Raw genomic sequence first — 19122 nt, forward strand, 5'->3', positions numbered from 1 at the left:
ACATCGACTCTCTTTCCGCCCCCAGGGATTGTTTTCAGGTGAATCTGGAGAGGCGACAACTATCCTGACACCGGGGGTGGCCGCCAAAGTCGGTTTGCTCATTGGCAGCCTGTGCATCGTCAGCTATCTGCTGATCAACGGTCATTTCCCACAAGGCGTGTCCCTTGGCGACAGTTTGCTGTTTTCAGTCGCCGCGTTCTGCTTTGGAGTCGTCTGTCTTTATTTTTCGGTTTCCGTCACGGCGGCCGGCCTTTTGCTCTCGCCGTTGTTCATCCCCTTGCTTAAGCTTTTTAGCTGGATCAAAAGAAAATTCGGCAAAGACAAATCCACGCTGGACTTCAAGTGGCAAAGAATTGGCTTACTTTCGGTATTCTTTGGCCTTTGTGGCGTGGCGATCATTTATTTCATCGCCCACTCAAACCCCATCGAACACCTCCCGCTTATCGTACTGCCCTTGTTCCAGTACATCGTCTATACCGCCTTCTCCGAGCAGAACAGCAAGGTTAAAGCGGCGCGGCAAGCTGATCTTGAACTCGGTGAGCTGAAATCCCTGAAAAAAATCAGGGCGATGATGGCCGCTCTTCTCATCCTGACGCCCATTCTCATGGGCGGCGTGACCTCGGACCTGCTGCAAGCGGCCATGAGCGTGGCGCAAATACGGATAGAAAAAGCGACGATCCTGGTCAAGCAGCCCTTTGCCGACCTGTTGCCGGAGCCCAAGGACTCACCGTTGCCGGATTACAAGACCTTCGAGCAGGCCACGGTGGTTTTTCGCGGTATCGGCGACTCGACACTCATTGAGGTGCGCACCCCGCAAACGGCGATCCGGCTGGAGGTTCCCAACGACTCGATCATTATCGAGCGCCGGGGGAAGCTGTTGGCGAAGGTGGATAAGCGTGCGGAAACGACGGAGAATTGAGCGATTGAGCGCGGGCCGCTATCTCTGTGGGAGCAAAGCTTGCTCGCGATGGCAATCCAGCCCTCCCGCTGGCCTGCAAAGCAGGCCCCAGCCTATCTTCAGCCCATGACCTACAAGCAGAACCACAAATGAACCGCCGTAAAAAGATAAAGCAGCTACTGCAAGCCCACGCCAAGAAGGCCAGCGCCAAACTGGCACCGGCCAAGCCTAAATACATCAGCAAGGCCGATCGCCTGAAACAGGCGGCGGAGGCCAATGAGGACTCGGTCAGCCCCCCTGAGAGCTGATCCAGGCGGCCATTCACTTCGCCGCTTTTTCATCAAAGCAACCTTTAGATGGCAGAATCTCCGTCATTGATCGTTTCGGAGACCACCATGCTTCGCTTATTTGAGCAACGACTCGACCCCTTCCCGCCCGATGAGGTCCCCCCGCCACCCAACGGCTTGGCCCGGTTTCTTTGGGCCTGCACACGGGGCGCCCGCGGTTACGTGCTTGCGTTTGCGCTGCTCAGCGCCGCTGTGTCGATCTACGAAGCCTGGTTGTTTTCTTTCCTCGGTCAGGTCGTGGATCTGCTTTCGACCTGGCAAGCCGGTGGCGATGCGATTGCGCAGGAACGTCGCGTATTGTGGGGCATGGGCATCGTCATGCTGGCCAGCATCGCACTGGTGGCGTTGCGAACCATGGTGCAGCACCAGATATTGGCGATCAATCTGCCGTTGCGGCTGCGTTGGGACTTCCACCGCCTGATGCTGCGGCAGAGCCTCTCGTTTTTTTCCGATGAATTTTCCGGCCGGGTCACCACCAAAGTGATGCAGACTGCACTGGCCGTGCGCGACGTGTTGTTTACCCTGATCGAGATCGCACCCGGAATCGGGGTGTATTTCATCGCGATCATCGCACTGGCCGGCGGCTTCGCACTGAAACTGATGCTGCCCTTCGTGGCGTGGGTCGTGCTGTTCGGGCTGGCCATGTTCTACTTCGTGCCCCGCTTGGGGGAAGTCGGACAGGAGCAGGCCCATGCGCGCTCCTCGATGACCGGACGTATCTCAGACGCCTACACCAACATCACGACAGTGAAACTGTTCTCCCATTCCAATCGTGAAGCGCACTTCGCGCGCGCGGCCATGGAGGACTTCAAGCAGACCGGCTTTCGCCAGATGCGCCTGGTTAGCCAGTTCGAAATCGTCAACCAGGCATTGGTGGTGGGGTTGATCATGGCAGCGGGTGGTTATGCGCTGTGGTTGTGGCACTTGGGCGAAGTCGGCGCAGGGGCCGTGGCGGCGGTCACCGCCATGGCGTTGCGTATCAACGGCATGTCGCATTGGATCATGTGGCAAATGACCTCGCTGTTCGAAAGCATCGGCACCGTGCAGGATGGCATGGCAACCCTTACCCGCGGCCCGAAGGTGCAGGATGCGCCGGACGCAGGGGTACTGGTGACTTCCGGCGGGGCAGTCACCTTCGACAAGGTGAGCTTCAATTACAACGGTGAACGCCAGGTGCTCGATGGCCTGAGCCTGGACATTCGCCCGGGCGAGAAAATCGGCCTGGTGGGCCGCTCCGGCGCAGGCAAGTCCACGCTCATCAACTTGCTGCTGCGCTTCTATGATGTCGACAGCGGGCAGATTCGCATTGATGGGCAAGACATTGCGCGCGTGACACAAGACAGCCTGCGCGGCGCCATCGGTATGGTCACCCAGGATACGTCCCTGTTGCATCGTTCCATTCGCGACAACATCGCCTATGGCCGACCCGATGCAAGCGAGGCACAAATCCGCCGTGCCGCGGCCAACGCCCAGGCCGATGAGTTCATCAGCCAACTGAGCGACCGGCAAGGCCACACCGGCTACGACACCTTGGTGGGCGAACGCGGCATCAAGCTTTCGGGCGGCCAGCGCCAGCGCATCGCGATTGCTCGAGTGATGCTCAAGAACGCCCCAATCCTGCTGCTTGACGAGGCCACCAGCGCACTCGACTCGGAAGTCGAAGTGGCCATCCAGGAAAGCCTCGATGAAATGATGGAGGGCAAAACCGTCATCGCCATCGCCCATCGGCTGTCTACGATTGCGGCGATGGATCGCCTGATTGTCATGGATGACGGACGCATCATCGAACAGGGCACCCACACTGAGTTGCTCGCCAAGAACGGCATTTATGCGCGGCTGTGGCACCATCAGAGCGGCGGTTTCCTGGGTGAGGACCGGTGGGTGACCGAGGCGATGGATCAGGTATGAGCGTTTGGGCGAAGCGGTTTATTTTCTCTCGACCAGCCGCAGCGACTGCTCACCCTCCAGCGACAGGTGAATCACGGCAGCTTTGCTTGGAAAGTTCGGCGCATCGCTGTCAGTATTTTCCATCACCGGAATGTCGATCAGGGTCTGCTCACCCGCCGGGTCGCTGACCAGCTTGGCGTCGAGCTTGTCGATCGCACGCCAGCTGTCCCCGCCGATGCGTATCACGTCCAGCAGGCTGTAATGGGGCACGCCTTCTTCGTTCTCTTCGGGTGTAAACGCCGCCAGGTACTGGCTGTAGTTATTGCCCATGCCAAACCCCTCGACCGTGAAGACCGCGAAGGTGACCTGGCTTTCCTCGCCGGTGTCCAGCGTCTGCACCAGCGTCGCCTCGGGATAGCCGGTGGCATAGCTGTCCTTGACGAGCGCCACCAGGTGCCCGATCTGTTCTTCCAGGGCTTTCGGGATAGGCTTGGGTTCGGCGGCGTGGGTCAGGGTTGAGGCGAGAAGCAAAGTAGCGGCAAACAGGCGCAATTTCATGAAGGTGAAGTCCGGGGGTGTCGGGAGGTCGGTGCGGATGTTAGCGCCTGGATTGGATTTCCACCGAATTTTTGCTGGTTTCTGTGGAGTTCGGCACACCCTGGATCAATGCAAGCTGACTTGACCGGCTTTCGGGCCCTCTCCTAAAAAACAGCCTTGAGCAAACACGGCTAGGCACGCTCACGGCGCTATAGTCGACGCTATGCCGACCGTACTTCCAAGAGTCTTTCCCGATGCCTGACACGCCGACACATTGCGCCTACAGCAAACGCTTCAATGCCGTGCTCGCCTACATTGATGCCAATTTCGAAGGTGACTTGTCGGTGAAGACGTTGAGCCAGGTGGCGAACTTTTCAGCGTTCCACTTCCATCGACAATTCACCGGCTTCGTAGGCGTGCCTGTTTCACGTTACGTGCAACTGATGCGGCTGCGGCGGGCGGCACATAGCCTGGCCGCCCTGGCTGATCATTCGGTATTGGACGCCGCACTCGGTGCCGGCTTTGAAAGTCCCGAGGCCTTTAGCCGGGCCTTCAGGCGAGCGTTCGGCATAACGCCCAGTGCGTTTCGGAAAGAGCCGAACTGGCAGGTCTGGAATACGGTATTCACCATCCCTCACTTTTCCAGGACTGTCCTCATGCAAGTACAAATCGTGGAGTTCCCTGAAACCAAGGTCGCAGTGCTTGAGCACCGCGGCCCCAGCGGTCAGGTCAATGAGAGCGTGCGCAAGTTCATCGAGTGGCGCATGCAGAGTGGACAATCGCCGGTGGCATCGAGTCGCACCTTTGGCATTCCCTATAACAATCCCGATACCACCCCGCCACATGCCTTCCGCTTCGCAATCTGCGGAGAAATACACGAGGCGGTGGCGCCTAACGAATTCGGTGTGCACGAACTCATCATTCCCGGCGGTCGCTGTGCCGTAGTCAGACACATGGGATCACCGGATCACATCGGCGAAACCATCTATCCGATTTACCGAGACTGGCTTCCCGCCAGTAACGAAGAGCTTCGTGACCATCCGCTGTTCTTTCACTACCTGAGCGCCTATCCGCAAACCCCGCAGGATCAATGGCAAACGGACGTGTATGTTCCGCTGCAATAACGGCGCGAGCAGTTTCAAAATGCGCCGCGGGAGCTAAGCTGGCTCGCGATGACGGCGGTAGGCTCGACCTCGCGGCAAGTTGCTCCGCTGCAATCACCAGCAAGCCCGGAGTCGACAACCGGCACGACTGGATGTCACACAAAACAGGCACGATGGCCCTGCTCCCTCTATGCTTGGTTCAAACGACGGAATCACGCCCATGTCCGACTCCGAACCCCAGCTTCTGCACCTGCATACGCTCAAGGCCAGTTGCGCCAGTTGCAGTGTGCTCGAGCTGTGCCTGCCGATCGGCCTGACCGGCGTTGAAGTCGAGCGGCTCGACACCTTGATTGCCCAACGGGTCAAGGTCAAAAAGGGCGCGGCGCTGTATCGCACCGGCGATCCATTGCGCTCGCTGTACGCCGTGCGACTGGGTTTTTTCAAGACCAGCGTGCTGTCGGTGGACGGTCGGGAACAGGTCACCGGGTTCCAGATGCAAGGAGAAATGCTCGGCCTGGACGCCATCAGCACCGATCACTACGCCTGCAACGCGATAGCGCTGGAAGACAGCGAGGTCTGCCCGATTCCTTTCTCGAACCTGGAAAAACTGGCCCGCGACCTCCCGTCGCTGCAGCACAACCTGAACAAACTGCTGAGCCAGGAAATCGTCCGCGACCATGACATGTTGTTGATGCTCGGCAACATGAACGCCGACGAGCGCCTGGCGGGTTTTTTGTTGAACCTGTCTCAGCGGCTTAACAGACGCGGCTATTCATCCCGGGATTTCGTGCTGCGCATGAGTCGCGAAGCCATTGGTTCCTACCTGGGCCTGCGCCTGGAAACCATCTGCCGCTGCATTGCCCATCTGCGCGAGGAGAACCTGGTGGACCTGCAAGGGCGCAACGTGAAGATCCTCGACCTGCCCGGCCTCAGGCAGAAAGTCACCGGCTGCCATCGGCATACCGAATTATAGGCAGGCAGCGCGGTTTCCCCTGCCGCTGACTTTCAAGCTTGTTGATGTAGCTCAATGTCTTTACCTCACCCAAGCGTAGAACGAACCAATGGGCGCTTTCGGGCGGCCACCCTGCGGGGACGTTCCCTTGATAACGCCAGCGAGCCCAGGCCATGAAAAAAACGCATCAGTGGAATATTTCCTTCTTCCTGGTCGCAATGGCCGTGCTCAGCCTGGCGCAGTTTCTGTTCGTTGAACGCTCGACGGTGCAGATCATTCCATACAGCCAATTCCTACAGTTGCTGAATGAACAGAAGGTCAGCGACTTGCGCGTGGAGAAAGACCAGATCAGCGGCAAGCTGCGCGAACCTGTCGAGGGGCATAGCCAGTTCTCGACCGTGCGAATCGACCCGGCGCTGGCAACGGACCTCGCCCGCTCAGGTGTCGGCTTTACCGGTGTCACTGACAACAACTGGCTGAACGGCCTGCTGGGATGGCTGTTGCCTTTCATGCTGATCATGGTGGCCTGGCAATTTCTGTTTCGTGGCCTTGCGCAGAAGCAGGGCCTGGGCGGGCTGATGAACATCGGCAAATCCCGGGCCAAGGTGTTCGTCGAACGCGATACAGGGGTGAGCTTCGCTGACGTCGCCGGGATCGATGAAGCGAAGGCCGAGTTGGTGGAAATCGTTTCGTTTCTCAAGGACAAGGCCAAATACGCGCGCCTGGGGGCGCACATTCCCAAAGGTACGCTGCTGGTCGGCCCGCCAGGCACCGGCAAGACACTGGTTGCCAAGGCCATTGCCGGTGAAGCCGGCGTACCCTTCTTTTCGATTTCAGGCTCCGAGTTCGTCGAAATGTTCGTCGGCGTGGGAGCGGCCCGCGTCCATGACTTGTTCGAGCAAGCCCGCCAGGCTGCGCCTTGCATCATTTTTATCGATGAGCTCGACGCGCTGGGGAAGATGCGCGGCGTCGGCGCCTTCGGTGGCAATGATGAAAAAGAACAGACCCTTAACCAATTACTGGCGGAACTGGATGGGTTCGATCCCCGCGAAGGCGTTGTGCTGCTGGCGGCGACCAACCGGCCGGAGGTACTGGACCCGGCGCTGCTTCGAGCGGGCCGGATCGACCGGCAGATTCTGATCGATCGCCCCGACCGCAAAGGTCGACAGGCCATTCTCCAGGTCCACCTGAAGAAAATCGTCGTGGCCCCGGACCTCGACAGCGACCGTATCGCCGACCTGACCACCGGTTTCACCGGCGCCGACCTGGCCAACCTGGTCAACGAAGCGGCCATCGTCGCCACCCGACGCGACGCTGAAACGGTCAATCTCGACGACTTCACGGCGGCAGTTGAACGCATCGTCGCCGGTATCGCGCGCAAGAGCAGCCTGCTGCGCCTGGATGAGCGCCAGGTGGTGGCTTATCACGAGATGGGCCATGCCCTGGCGGCCAGCGGCCTGCCGGCCATGGACCCGGTACACAAGGTGTCGATTGTACCTCGCGCCATCGGCTCACTCGGCTATACGCTGCAGCGACCAACCGAAGACCACTTCCTCATCAGTTGCCAGATGCTCAAGGATCGCATGGTCGTCCTGATGGCCGGGCGCGCCGCCGAACTGCTTGCCTATGGCCAGGTGTCCACCGGGGCGGCCGATGACCTGGGCCATGCCACGGACATCGCCCGCCAGTTGATCACCCGCTTCGGCATGAGCAGCGAGCTTGGCCTGGCGGTGCTGGAGCGCAAGAGTGCCAGCTACTTGGGCGAACGCCTCTCGGAAATCGGTGAGAAGGATTATTCGGAACAGACGGCCCGGGAAGTCGACCTGGGCATCCGTTCCTTGCTCGACGAAGCGTACCAACGCGCGCAAACACTGCTGCACAGTCGCCGGGCTGACCTGGACGCCGGTGCCCGTCTATTGTTGGAAAAGGAAACCCTGACGCCGGAAGAATTCGCCCCGCTCCTACCGACCGGGCCCGCAGCACAGGCGTTGCAATGGTGTTGACGACCCACGGCGTCCTCCCCCTATTGTCCATTCCAGTCGCAGGTTAACCATGCTGATCGTCACGCTGATTAATACCCTGGTCGTGATCTGCGTGGTGGTGGTCCACTACGAATGCCTGTTGCGCCTGAACGACTGGCTGCCCCGGCTCAAGCTGTGGAGCCGGTTCAGGATCGTCGTCGGAGTCTTCGGCGCATTGGTGGCTCACGCCATCGAGGTCTGGTGCTTCGCGCTGGTCTATTACCTGATGGCCCGCTCCGGCGAATGGGGCACCCTGGCGGGCCATTTCAACGGTTCGCTGCTGGACTGCGTGTACTTCTCCTTCACCACCTACACGACCATCGGCTTCGGTGACATCTCCCCCGTGGGCAATCTCAAGTACCTCACCGGAGTAGAAGCCCTGACGGGCCTGGTGCTCATCACCTGGACGGCTTCGTTTCTGTTCCTGGAGATGCAGAAGTACTGGAATCGCAAATCAGGCGGCTAGCAGATCCGCTGGCGCCAGGTGCACTTGCGCACAGGTATTTGTCGAACCAGTCGCCAGCCAGCCTGGCGACTTCCTCAAGGCTGCCCGGCTCCTCGAAAAGATGCGTGGCGCCTGCCACGATTGAAAGTTGTTGCTCGCAGTTAAGGGCCTGGGCGCTGCGACGGTTCAACCCAAGTACCACCGGATCCAGGGCACCGACGATCTGCAGGGTGGGCGCCTGAACCCGCACCAGGGCTGCGCCCGCCAGGTCAGTGCGCCCTCCTCGACTGACCACCGCACGCACCGCGTTAGCGCGCTCGGCCGCCGCTATCAGCGCGGCGGCAGCGCCCGTGCTGGCACCGAACAGCCCGATGCGCAGTGATCGCAACGCTCTGTTCCGGCCCGCCCAATCGATGACCTCCACCAACCGCCGGGCCAGCAGCGCTGTATCGAATCGCAGCTCCCCGGTCAGATTGTCCAGCCGTTGTTCCGACTTCGTCAGCAGGTCAAACAACAGCGACCCCAGCCCTCGCCCTGCCAGCGCCTCTGCAATGTATCGATTACGCGGACTGGCACGATTGCTACCGCTGCCATGGGCAAAGATCACCAGGCCGCGAGCGTTGGGGGGCAGGCAAAAATCGGCCGGCAACTCAACGTCCGTCAGGTCCAGCAGACGGGCCTGCATCTCAGACATCAGAGCCCTCCTGAGCCGGGCCATCGCCCACCGACTCGCGGTGCCAGGCGCGCTGCAGCAGATCCATCACGATGTCATCCGAGGTCTGGGTAAAGTCGTTGTACCAATAGCCGATGGAAACCATCCACTCCAGCACGTGCGGGCACACCACTTCATTCACCTCGCCGCGCAGCGCCTCGACCGTTTCAAGCGGTGCCACCGGTACAGCGACCACGATGCGTGAGGGGGCTTGCGTACGCACCGCGTGGATAGCCGCCATCATCGAAGCCCCGGTTGCCAGGCCATCGTCCACCAGGATCACCACCTGGTCCTTGAGGTCTGCGGGCGGGCGTTTACCCCGGTACGCCTGCTCACGACGCAACAGCTCCTGTTTCTCGCTAGCCACCAGCGCATCGAAGCTGGCCCGGTCGACCGGGTGAGCAGCCAGCGCATCGTCGTTGAGTATCTGGATACCGCCGCTGGCAATGGCCCCCAAGGCGAATTCCGGACGGGACGGGAAACCCAGCTTGCGGACGATGATCAGGTCCAGACGCAGCCGCAACGCCGTCGCCACTTCGTAAGCCACCGGAACCCCGCCACGGGGCAAGGCCAGGACGATCGCATCGGGGCGGCCGGCATACCTGGACAACGGCTCCACCAGCTCCTGGCCCGCTGCGCACCGGTCCTCCAGAAGCGTCTGTATTGAGGGACTGTTCGTCATTGGAAAACCTCCCCAGGCGATTGCGCCTGTCGTTTCGTTACCAACCCCTTCATTTAGAGACCACGTCACTTGCATGGCGTTGATTTATGTCAAGGCTTGCGACTGCGACACATAGGCTCGCAATGCCGGTGCGCACACTTGCACGATTGAGCATGAGATGTGCAGCATTCACGGCATGGAGAGCCTGCGTAACCTCTGATTTAAATCAATGCCGTTCCTGGCCTTCGCACCGACAGTAAGCCATAGCATCAGGACCTTCGCACCTGCGACGGTCCTCGGACTTTTCGTCGAGTGGAGGCTTCATCATGGCTACGCATCTGCAAGGCACGAATCCGGTCGCCCCGGCCAACTCACCTCATCCTTTAGCCGGCAGTTTGCGAAAGGTCGAGCCCAGACGCCTGTCCCTGAGCCTGCTGGTTGCCCTGGTGGTCGGTTCGATGATCGGCAGCGGCATTTTCAGCCTGCCCCAGAACATGGCCTCCAGCGCAGGCGCCGGGGCGATCCTGATCGGCTGGCTGATCACCGGCGTGGGCATGCTGTCGCTGGCACTGGTCTATCAAACGCTCTCCAACCGTCAGCCGGAACTGGACAATGGTGTGTTCGCCTATGCCCGTGCGCTGGGCGGTGAGTTCCTGGGGTTCAATTCGGCCTGGGGGTATTGGATCAGTGCCTGGATCGGCAACGTCAGTTACCTGGTTATTCTGTTCGCCGCCCTCAGCTACTTTTTCCCGCTGTTTGGCGAGGGCAATAACAAAGCCGCGATTGCCGGTGCGTCCGTGGTGCTGTGGTCGCTGCACTGGATGATCCTGCGCGGCATGCGCACCGCCGCCAAGGCCAACGCCCTGACCACGGTGGCCAAGGTCGTACCGCTGCTGTTGTTTATCGCTCTGGTGATCGCCGGTTTTTCCAAAGACACCTTCATGGTGGACTTCTGGGGCTCGCCAGCACTGGGCAGCCCCCTGGATCAGGTCAAGAGCACCATGCTGGTGACGGTATGGGTGTTCATCGGCATCGAAGGCGCCAACGTATTTTCCGCCCGCGCCGCGAACCGGGCGGACGTGGGCCGGGCCACGGTGATCGGTTTTATCCTGACGTTACTCCTGCTGATCGCCGTTTCGCTGCTGTCGCTGGGCATCCTCAAGCAGCCGGACCTGGCCGTACTGAAGAACCCTTCGATGGCCGGTGTCCTGGAAGCCGTGACCGGGCCCTGGGGAGCGATGCTGATCAGCGTCGGCCTGATCATATCGGTGGGCGGTGCGCTGCTGGCCTGGACGCTGCTGGCCGCCGAATCGGTGTTCACGCCAGCCAAGGAAAAGGTCATGCCCCGTGCGCTGGCCTCGGAAAACCAGCACGGCGTGCCTGCCAACGCGCTGTGGATGACCAACGGCTGCATCCAATTGTTCCTGTTGCTTACCCTGTATTCGAGCGCCAGCTACCTGGCCCTGATTTCGCTCGCCACCTCGATGATCCTGCTGCCCTACCTATTCAGCGGCCTGTATGCCCTGAAGATGACCTGGCAAGGCCAGACGTATGCCGGACATCGTGGCCTGCAACTGCGCGACACGGCCATCGCCCTCGTCGCCACCGGGTATTGCGTTTGGCTGCTGTACGCCGCAGGGCCCCGGTACATGCTGCTCAGTGCTCTGCTCTACGCCCCCGGCTCGCTGATTTACCTGAGTGCGCAACGAGCCAGGACGGAGCGTGCGCTCAATGGTTTCGGCTGGGCCCTGTTGTTGGTGATCTGGGCGGCCGCGATCATCGCCGGCTGGATGCTCTGGTCCGGCCAGCTCTCACTGTAAGACTTGCAGGCGTGCGCTAACCCGTTCCGGAATCCGCCCCGCACTCCTGCGCAGGTCGATCCGGACATCCTCCAAGAGGAAAGCAACATGTCCAACTCAGTGAAAAAAATGCCGGTAAAAACCGACGAAAAAAACCAACAACCTGCCAAGGCCGATTTCTGGCATCCGCTGGAAAGACTGCGCCAGCAGGTCGATCACCTGTTCGATGACTTCACCCGGGGCACGGGGCTTTCGCCCTTCAGTCGCGGCTTGTTCGATGTCCAGCCCGCCTGGCGTCGCGAGTTCGCCACTCGCCTGCCGGCGGTGGATATCAGCGAAAAGGAAAAAAGCTTCGAAATCACCGCAGAACTGCCTGGCATGGATCAAAAGGACATCGAGATCCGCCTGGCCAATGGCAACGTGATCATCCGGGGTGAGAAAAAAGAAGACCGCGAAGAAAAGAATAAGGGCTATCACTTGACCGAACGTCATTACGGTTCTTTCGAACGGGTGTTCAACCTGCCCAAGGGGGTCGATACCGACAAGATCGAAGCCCAGTTCAGCAAAGGTGTGCTGAAGTTGACCCTGCCAAAGAAACCCGAGGCGTTGAAAGCGGAAAAAGTGGTGCCAATCAAGGCCGATTGAACGTGACTGTCCTGCCCCTCGCCGGCCAACGACGAGGGGCATTTTTTTGTCCGCTTACTTAATCGAACTCCACCGTGTCACGGTACTCCGGCACCGACACCGACCATCCCAGTTCGCAGCGAATACGGTGGCGCAACGTGTCCGACGCGTTAGGTTCGCCATGAACGACATAGGTATGCCGGGGCGGTGTCTTGAAGCCGCGCAGCCATTGCATGATTTCGTCGGCATCAGCATGGGCCGACAGCGTTTGCATCGGCACCACTTCAGCGTTGATCGGCACGTCCCTGCCATGGATGCGCACCGACGGCTCGCCCGCTACGATCCGCGCGCCGCGCGTACCGCCGGCCTGGAAACCCGGCATCAGCAGCGTGTTGACCGCGTGGGGAGCCAGGCTCTTGAGGTGGTACAGCACCCGCCCACCGGTGGCCATGCCGCTGGCAGCGATGATCACCGCCGGTTCGCGCTGATCGTCCAGGACCATGGAGTCCTTGGCCGAACGCACCGGATGGGCGATGTGGCACATGCCTTCGCACTCCTCTCGGGACAAGCGGTGTTCATCGCAAAACCGCTGGTACAAACGGGTGACGTCGATGGCCATGGGACTGTTGAGGTAGATCGGAATATCCGGGATCGCCCGGCGTTGCTTGAGGCGATACAGGTGGTACATCAGCAATTGCGCCCGCCCCACGGTGAACGAGGGCACCAGGGTAATACCGTGGCGCAAGGCGGTCCGGGTGATGACCTCGGCCAGTTGATCTTCCGGCGGTTCGCGAGGGTGCCGACGGTCGCCGTAGGTGGATTCCACCAACAGATAATCGGCCTGCTCGATGGTCTGCGGGGCGAACATCACCGGATCCTCGGGACGGCCCAGGTCACCGGAGCACACCAGCGTCCGGCCTGCAACCTGAATCTGCACCGTCGCTGCGCCGAGGATATGCCCGGCGCGGCGCAGCAAGAGGCTCATTCCCCGGGCGATCTCCACGGGGTGATCGAACGCCACCGGGTGCAGCAGCTTCAACGCCCGCTCGGCGTGCTCGCGGGTGTACAACGGCAACGCCGGGCTGTGTTTGGAAAACCCCTTGCGATTGGCGTATTCGGCTTCTTCTTCCTGCAACCGGGCGCTGTCGAGCAGCAGGATCCTGGCCAACTCGCAGGTGGCCGGGGTGGCGTAGATCGGGCCGCGATAGCCGTTGCGCGCGAGCACCGGCAGATACCCGCTGTGGTCCAGGTGCGCATGGGTCAGGACAATCGCGTCCAGTTCGCGCATCGGCAAGTCGAAAGGGTCCCAGTTATGCAAGCGCAACTGCTTGTAGCCCTGGAACAACCCACAATCGATCAGGATGCGCTGGTCGTCATGTTCCAGCAGGTATTTGCTGCCGGTCACCGTGCCGGCAGCCCCCAGAAATGTCATGCGCATGAGCGTGCTCCTGAACAATCGTTGACTGTTGTGCCCTTCATGAACTCGGCATCACACCGCCAGGACGCTGCAAGACGCCTGGTAGAGAATATGCTCCGTCGTGCTGCCCAGCAGTCCTTGCAGAGCGTCTTGCTGGGACCGCCCCATGACGATCACGTCCACATCCTGTTCAAGGGCGAACTCGCTCAGGGCCGCTACCGGATGCCCCAGCAGAAAATGCCTGCGCTCGGCCGGCACGCCGAACAGATTGGCCAATTCCTGAAAAGCCTTCTCCAGGCTCCTGCGCAGCTCTTTGCCAAGCTTGGACAGCAACAGGCCGCCACCGCCGGCGTCCCCCAGGTAGGCCGACGACTCCTGCGAGGCGTGAACCAGATGCAGCTCGGCATCGCACTGCACGGCCAGGCCCAGGGCCTGGCGGATGATGCGCTCGTTGAGGCCGCTGTTCCGGGCAAACGCACTGGAAGGATCCACGGCGGCAACCACTTTGCGCGGCAACGCATGTCCGCTGGCACCTACGAGGTACAACGGCACCGGGCACTCGCGTAGCAGACGCCAGTCCAGCGGCGTGAAAAAGGCCCGCTTGAGCACCGATTCGTGCTGCACCTGCTTGATCAGCAGGTCCGGCTGCAGTTGCGTGACATGCTCCAGGATCTGCTCACGCATCGCGTCGGCCCATCCCACCTCGGTGGTGATCCGTAATCCCCTGCGACGCAGTTTGTCGGCCTCTTCTTCCAACCAGGTGCGATGGTCTTGAAGGTAGCGCTCTCGCGCCTCTTCACGGGGTTCCTCTTCCAGCAGCGACAAGATGTCCAGCGAAGGCACCAAGGCGGCGACATGCAGGTGCGCCCCGCTGGCTGCCGCCAGGGCCGCGCCATGGTGAAGGGCCGGAGAATGCCGCTGTGCCGGGTTGATGATCAACAATAAGCGTTGGTACTGGCTCATGATGGAACTCCGAACGTCGGGCCTGAGCGCCTTGACGCGCCCAGGCAGTCATTTTCCGGAGCGCCCGGTTCGTCCCGGGTGCCGGCCCATGCCTGATTCTGACCCGCGGCAATCAACCCGACTTGATTTACATCAGAATCACGAATGCCAGGCTCATCCATCGTGCCTGCTGATGGGCTTGCCGCCATGCGCCCCATGGCGCTCCCCCTATCCTTCAGAGGAGACCGCTCATGCGCGCCATGGTCCTGCACACCCCCGGCCAACCCTTACAACTGGAAGAGCGTCCTCTGCCGACGCCATCTGCCGGACAATTGCAGATAAAGGTGCTGGCCTGCGGTGTATGCCGCACCGACCTGCACCTGTTTGACGGCGAACTGCCCCAGGCGCGCCTGCCGCGGGTGCCCGGCCATGAAATTGTCGGCGAGGTCACAGCCGTCGGTGCCGACGTCACCACACACCGGATCGGCCAACGGGTCGGCGTCCCCTGGCTGGGCTGGACATGCGGGGCGTGTGACTTCTGCCGTTCGGGCCGGGAGAATCTTTGCGACCAGGCGCTGTTCACCGGTTGTCAGCTGGACGGCGGCTATGCCGACTACACCCTGGCCGACGCACGTTTCTGCTTTCCGCTCCCCGACACATTGGCCGCTGCCGAAGCCGCGCCGTTACTGTGCGCCGGGCTGATCGGTTTCCGTGCCTTGCAAATGGCGCCAGAGGCCCTGCACCTTGGCCTGTACGGATTCGGCGCCGCCGCCCATCTGGCGATCCAGGTCGCCGTGGGGCGCGGCCAGAAAGTCTATGCCTTCACCCGCCCCGGCGATGACAAGGGCCAGGCCTACGCCCGCTCGCTGGGTGCAACCTGGGCTGGAGCGTCGGACCAGGTCCCTCCCCACTTGCTGGACGCCAGCGTGATTTTCGCCCCTGTCGGCGCGCTGGTGCCAGCGGCGTTGCAAGCCACGGCCAAGGGCGGTTGCGTGGTGTGCGCCGGCATCCACATGAGCGACATCCCGAGCTTCCCCTATTGCCTGTTGTGGCAGGAACGCAGCGTGCGCTCCGTGGCCAACCTGACCCGCGCAGACGGCGTGGCGTTCTTCGAGCAGATCCAGCGCACTCCCGTGCACAGCAAGGTGACCTGCTACCCCCTGACCCAGGCCAATCAGGCCCTGGAGCAACTGCGGTCCGGGCAGGTCAACGGCGCCATCGTGCTCATCCCCTGACCGTCAGCAGGCTACCGGGCACAGAGTACAAGACCCGCCCGGTCGTGCTGCCGATCCAGCGATATATTTATCAAGAGCCCGCCAATCGATGGACGAACACGCAAGCACTGATCCAGATCAGAACCCGGGCCCTGCGCGGGCGTAGAAAAGAACTCAATGCGTGGCCTCTGCCATGCCGCTGCTCACATCCATCGGAGGATTGCGTCATGCTCACCGTCAAAGACCACAATGAACGCGCCGCAGCCATGTACGCCAGTACCCGTGGCAAGCACTGGATCCAGGCCCTCAAGGACGGTCGGCACGTGCTGATCCGACCGTTGAAGGAGGAAGATCGCCAGCGCGAATATGATTTCATCAAGCGCCTGTCGCCAGAATCGCGGCACATGCGCTTTCTGGCGCAGATCAACGAGCCGGGCACGGCCATGCTCGATCAACTGATGGACATCGATTGCAAAACCCGCATGGCCTACGTCGCCCTGGTTCACGAAAATGGCCAGTTGATCGAGATCGGTGTCAGTCGTTACTGCGCAACCGACGAAGAGGAGTGCGAGTGCGCCGTGACCGTTGCCGACCTATGGCAGCACTTGGGCCTGGGCACGTTGTTGATGGAGCACCTGATAGAGACGGCACGCAAGAACGGCTTTCACCGGCTGTACTCCGTCGACGCCGCCGACAATGCCTCCATGCGTGATCTGGCCCGTAGCCTGGGGTTCGAGACCCGGTCCGACCCCGATGACACTCGCCAGGTCATCCACAGCCTTTATCTCTAGGCTTTGTACGAAAAGTCCCTACGCGAGGCCTCGTTTCGAGGTCTCGCGCACGGGTACGCCCTTCACTCCTGCGGCTTGATCGCCAGCAGGCTGCAGGGCGCACGTTGCAGGATCTGTTCGGCGGTGCTGCCCAAACGCCGATCGAGGCCACGATGCTGTGTCGTGCCCATGACGATGACGTCGCATTGCTGGTCGGTGGCGAACGTGCAGATGCTGCTCAACGGCGCGCCTTCAATGAAATGGCGCTGCTGCGGTGGCACACCATGACGCTCGGCCAGGGATTCGAACACCGCGCGCTGTTCCTGGCCCAGCGCCTCGTAGAGTCCCGTGGCCAAGGGAAGCGCGCCCACCCCCATGTCCGAGGCGTACACGGCGACCCAGTCGAAGGCGTGCAGCAACTCGACCTGTGCGTTGCACTGCTCGGCCAGTTTTACCGCCGCATCGACGATCTGGTCGTTGAACACCAGGTCCTGCTGCTCGCTGCGCAACACATCGACGACCGCCAGGACCCGTCGAGGACGCGGATGACGGGCGTTCGTGACCAGATGCACGGGCACCGGACAATCGCGCAGCAGGCGCCAGTCCAGGGGCGTGAAAAAGATCCGCTTCATGGCCGGCTCCGGCTCGGCATCCTTGATGATCAGCGCCAGCGGTATCTCCGTGACGTAGTGCTGCAGGGCTTGATACGCGTCCTTGGACCATACCACCTCGCTCGTCACCTCCACGCCGTGCCGGCGCGCCAGTTCGGCCTGCTGCCACAACCAGTGACGATGGGTTTCCACATAGCCATCGCGGGCCTGCTTGACCTGGTCGGGCGCGAACAGGCCGGCGACCGATAGCAACTCCAGGTAATCGATGGCGACAATATGCAAGGGCAGGTCCATCACCAACGCCAGCTCGGTGGCCCGGTCGAATGCAGGTGTACGGATCATGGCGTCAGGCGCCACTAACAACAAACGTCGAGTCTGGGACATGGGACACCTCGGCACGTGGCGACAGCCACTTGGGTCAATGGAGACTTTCAGGATGAGGGATTGCCCGGGCAGGCATTTGATCTTTATCAAATGGCGAGCAAGTCAAGGGCCCCCCAGGGGTCAAACGTGCGGGATCAGGACGGCGCCCCACATTGCCAACGTGATCAGCACCTGCCCGGGAATGACATACCTGGCGAACCCGCGCCCACCACTGAACCAGGCCACCGCGCATTTGCTCAGGGAGTTGCTGCTGAACGCCATCAGGGCCGGCACCGCGACACCGTCGAAAGACAGCAGCCCGGCCTTTGCCAGGGACGCGACGGAGGCGGTCGAGGCATGGACGTCAGCCAGGCCACTGAAGATTGCGGTAACGATCACGCCGGCTTGCCCGAATTCATCGAGCATCATCGACGACAGCACCGTGATGCCGGTCATCGCCAGGGTGACCATTAAAGCCAGTCTGAGGCTGAACGCCCCACCCACCTTGATCGACTCCGCAGCGCGCACCCTGGGTCGGGGAAACATCAGCACGGCGGCGTAGAACAGGGTGACCAAAAAACCAAACAGCAACGGGGCCCACATCCAACGCAGCAGTCCAGGCTCCACAGCGCTGAAAATAAGGCTCATCTGGGCAACGGTGGCCAAGTTGGACAGCACGGCCGCGGCGCTCAATACCTTGAGGTTCATCGGTTCCTTGGTCGCCATGCTCCCCATGGCGGCGATGGTCACCGTGGCCGAGGCGAACCCCGAGGCGATCGCCCCCAAGGCATAGCCGTAGCGCGTGCCGAGGGTCCGCACCGCGATGTGCCCCAGCGCCCCCACGGCCATCAACAGGACGGTCAGCGTGCAAATGGTGCGCAGGTTGATCGCGTTGTAAGGCCCAAGGTAACGATCCGGCGCCAGCGGCAGTACCACCAGCGCCGCGATCAACAGCACCAGGCCATCGCGCAATTCGGCGGCGGTCAATTGGTCACGGGCAAAGTGGTGCAACGCCTGCCGGCTGTCCAGCAACCCGGCAATCACCACGCCAATGGCAGTCGCCAGGGCCGGGTCGCTCACGCAGAGCGCGCCCAGGGCCAGCACGCCGAATAACGCCACTTCGCTGGTAATGCCGGCGTCCTTGCCCGAGGCTCGCCAATACGCGGCCGTCACCAACGCGCCCAACCCAAGCGCCACGAACCCCAGCAGCAAGGCCCCGCCGACCTGGGCAACGACATAGCCGAGCAACGATGTAATGGCATAGGTGCGAAGGCCGGCGAAGTGGCTTCGTTCGTCCTCGCCTTTGCGCCGCTCGCGCTCAAGGCCGATCAGCAGGCCGATCCCCAGCGCGGCGGCGGCATTGGCGAACCCCAGGGTCGCGATCATGGTGCGGCTGGCCCAGGTGACGGTCTGGCCGCAAGAGCGTTGAGCGCACCCGGTCGCCGCGACGGCCAGGGATGCGGCGCGTCAATTCGCCCCTGCAATGTCCTGGCAAAAGCCTGGGCTTCATCCAGGCGTCGGAAGCCCACTTGCCAGGCGTCCAGGGTGACCACCCAGCGTTGCCCCGCCTGCTGCTCGTATATGCGGATAATCATGACCTGCCTCCCGCCAACGGCCCTATGACCTGCCGAGCGTGCGCCGCTCTCGCACCCTGCGGATTGATTCTGATCAAACAAAGCTTTTGTTCGGCCCGGGGTCGCGCAGGCACTTCTCGTACAACGCCTGAGGTGAGTTTGATACAGGTCAAGTCAGCGCCACCGTTGACGCCCATGATTGACTCTAGACGGGCGAAGCGTCGCCCGGTGCCCACAGGTTCTTG

The 19122-nt window shown here is 61.5% G+C and carries 19 protein-coding genes; 11 read left to right on the forward strand and 8 right to left on the reverse strand.

The genetic code is table 11. The annotated features are described in order from the left end of the window. From N4Q37_RS10520 to N4Q37_RS10530, 3 genes are all read left to right on the forward strand, one after another. Positions 1-919: hypothetical protein (locus N4Q37_RS10520; protein WP_313958319.1), on the forward strand; the 919-nt coding region annotated here is incomplete at its 5' end. A 128-nt stretch (positions 920-1047) separates the two neighbouring features. Further along, complete coding sequence (locus N4Q37_RS10525; protein WP_260957688.1) at positions 1048-1206, forward strand: DUF2986 domain-containing protein; 159 nt, start codon at positions 1048-1050, stop codon at positions 1204-1206. A gap of 87 nt (positions 1207-1293) precedes the next feature. After that, positions 1294-3153 (forward strand): ABC transporter ATP-binding protein, encoded by a 1860-nt coding sequence (locus tag N4Q37_RS10530; protein ID WP_260957690.1) that lies wholly within the window; start codon positions 1294-1296, stop codon positions 3151-3153. An 18-nt stretch (positions 3154-3171) separates the two neighbouring features. Here the strand turns inward: N4Q37_RS10530 and N4Q37_RS10535 are convergent, their stop codons facing one another. After that, the gene (locus tag N4Q37_RS10535) at positions 3172-3690 is read right to left on the reverse strand and encodes a hypothetical protein (protein WP_260957692.1); all 519 of its coding nucleotides are present in this window, start codon (positions 3688-3690) and stop codon (positions 3172-3174) included. A 233-nt stretch (positions 3691-3923) separates the two neighbouring features. Here N4Q37_RS10535 and N4Q37_RS10540 point away from each other — a divergent pair, with 233 nt between their 5' ends. The 4 genes from N4Q37_RS10540 to N4Q37_RS10555 all read left to right on the forward strand — a co-directional run bounded on the left by N4Q37_RS10540 (position 3924) and on the right by N4Q37_RS10555 (position 8211). Then, on the forward strand, positions 3924-4793 hold the full coding sequence (locus N4Q37_RS10540; protein ID WP_260957694.1) for an AraC family transcriptional regulator: 870 nt from the start codon (positions 3924-3926) through the stop codon (positions 4791-4793). Positions 4794-4992: 199 nt separating this feature from the next. After that, positions 4993-5745, forward strand: coding sequence for a fumarate/nitrate reduction transcriptional regulator Fnr (gene fnr, locus N4Q37_RS10545; RefSeq protein ID WP_260957696.1), 753 nt, complete (start codon positions 4993-4995; stop codon positions 5743-5745). A 152-nt stretch (positions 5746-5897) separates the two neighbouring features. Continuing rightward, positions 5898-7727, forward strand: coding sequence for an ATP-dependent zinc metalloprotease FtsH (ftsH, locus tag N4Q37_RS10550; RefSeq protein ID WP_260957698.1), 1830 nt, complete (start codon positions 5898-5900; stop codon positions 7725-7727). 49 nt (positions 7728-7776) lie between these two features. Beyond that, complete coding sequence (locus N4Q37_RS10555) at positions 7777-8211, forward strand: potassium channel family protein (protein ID WP_260957700.1); 435 nt, start codon at positions 7777-7779, stop codon at positions 8209-8211. On the opposite strand, the gene N4Q37_RS10560 is transcribed toward N4Q37_RS10555, so the two are convergent. Beyond that, the gene (locus N4Q37_RS10560) at positions 8144-8884 is read right to left on the reverse strand and encodes a dienelactone hydrolase family protein (protein ID WP_260957701.1); all 741 of its coding nucleotides are present in this window, start codon (positions 8882-8884) and stop codon (positions 8144-8146) included. The genes N4Q37_RS10555 and N4Q37_RS10560 overlap by 68 nt on opposite strands. Further along, a complete protein-coding gene (locus N4Q37_RS10565) occupies positions 8877-9584 on the reverse strand; it encodes a phosphoribosyltransferase (protein WP_260957703.1) in 708 nt (235 codons plus the stop codon). Before N4Q37_RS10565 ends, N4Q37_RS10560 begins: the two co-directional genes overlap by 8 nt. Before the next feature lie 305 nt (positions 9585-9889). Here N4Q37_RS10565 and arcD point away from each other — a divergent pair, with 305 nt between their 5' ends. Further along, complete coding sequence (gene arcD, locus N4Q37_RS10570) at positions 9890-11383, forward strand: arginine-ornithine antiporter (protein WP_260957704.1); 1494 nt, start codon at positions 9890-9892, stop codon at positions 11381-11383. Positions 11384-11470: 87 nt separating this feature from the next. Next, entirely contained in the window at positions 11471-12007 is a 537-nt protein-coding gene (locus N4Q37_RS10575; protein ID WP_260957706.1) for an Hsp20/alpha crystallin family protein, read from the forward strand. Between the two features lie 58 nt (positions 12008-12065). Here N4Q37_RS10575 and N4Q37_RS10580 read toward each other — a convergent pair whose 3' ends face one another. Both N4Q37_RS10580 and N4Q37_RS10585 read right to left on the reverse strand, forming a co-directional pair. After that, complete coding sequence (locus N4Q37_RS10580; protein ID WP_260957708.1) at positions 12066-13424, reverse strand: MBL fold metallo-hydrolase RNA specificity domain-containing protein; 1359 nt, start codon at positions 13422-13424, stop codon at positions 12066-12068. Positions 13425-13475: 51 nt separating this feature from the next. Next, complete coding sequence (locus N4Q37_RS10585; RefSeq protein WP_260957710.1) at positions 13476-14366, reverse strand: universal stress protein; 891 nt, start codon at positions 14364-14366, stop codon at positions 13476-13478. A 230-nt stretch (positions 14367-14596) separates the two neighbouring features. Between N4Q37_RS10585 and N4Q37_RS10590 the strand changes: the two genes are divergently transcribed. Together N4Q37_RS10590 and N4Q37_RS10595 are read left to right on the forward strand one after the other, a co-directional pair. Then, positions 14597-15580 (forward strand): zinc-dependent alcohol dehydrogenase family protein, encoded by a 984-nt coding sequence (locus N4Q37_RS10590; RefSeq protein ID WP_260957712.1) that lies wholly within the window; start codon positions 14597-14599, stop codon positions 15578-15580. A gap of 206 nt (positions 15581-15786) precedes the next feature. Continuing rightward, positions 15787-16350, forward strand: coding sequence for a GNAT family N-acetyltransferase (locus tag N4Q37_RS10595; protein ID WP_260957713.1), 564 nt, complete (start codon positions 15787-15789; stop codon positions 16348-16350). A 62-nt stretch (positions 16351-16412) separates the two neighbouring features. Here N4Q37_RS10595 and N4Q37_RS10600 read toward each other — a convergent pair whose 3' ends face one another. The 3 genes from N4Q37_RS10600 to N4Q37_RS10610 all read right to left on the reverse strand — a co-directional run bounded on the left by N4Q37_RS10600 (position 16413) and on the right by N4Q37_RS10610 (position 18898). Then, positions 16413-17324 carry a universal stress protein gene (locus tag N4Q37_RS10600; RefSeq protein WP_260957716.1) on the reverse strand — a complete coding sequence of 304 codons (912 nt, stop codon included), beginning with the start codon at positions 17322-17324 and terminating at the stop codon, positions 16413-16415. A 120-nt stretch (positions 17325-17444) separates the two neighbouring features. Further along, positions 17445-18689, reverse strand: coding sequence for an MgtC/SapB family protein (locus N4Q37_RS10605; RefSeq protein WP_260957718.1), 1245 nt, complete (start codon positions 18687-18689; stop codon positions 17445-17447). After that, the gene (locus tag N4Q37_RS10610; RefSeq protein WP_260957720.1) at positions 18686-18898 is read right to left on the reverse strand and encodes a hypothetical protein; all 213 of its coding nucleotides are present in this window, start codon (positions 18896-18898) and stop codon (positions 18686-18688) included. Before N4Q37_RS10610 ends, N4Q37_RS10605 begins: the two co-directional genes overlap by 4 nt. Positions 18899-19122: the final 224 nt, after the last annotated feature.

Origin of the sequence: Pseudomonas citri (genome assembly GCF_025336485.1) — a bacterium.
Taxonomy (GTDB): domain Bacteria; phylum Pseudomonadota; class Gammaproteobacteria; order Pseudomonadales; family Pseudomonadaceae; genus Aquipseudomonas; species Aquipseudomonas citri.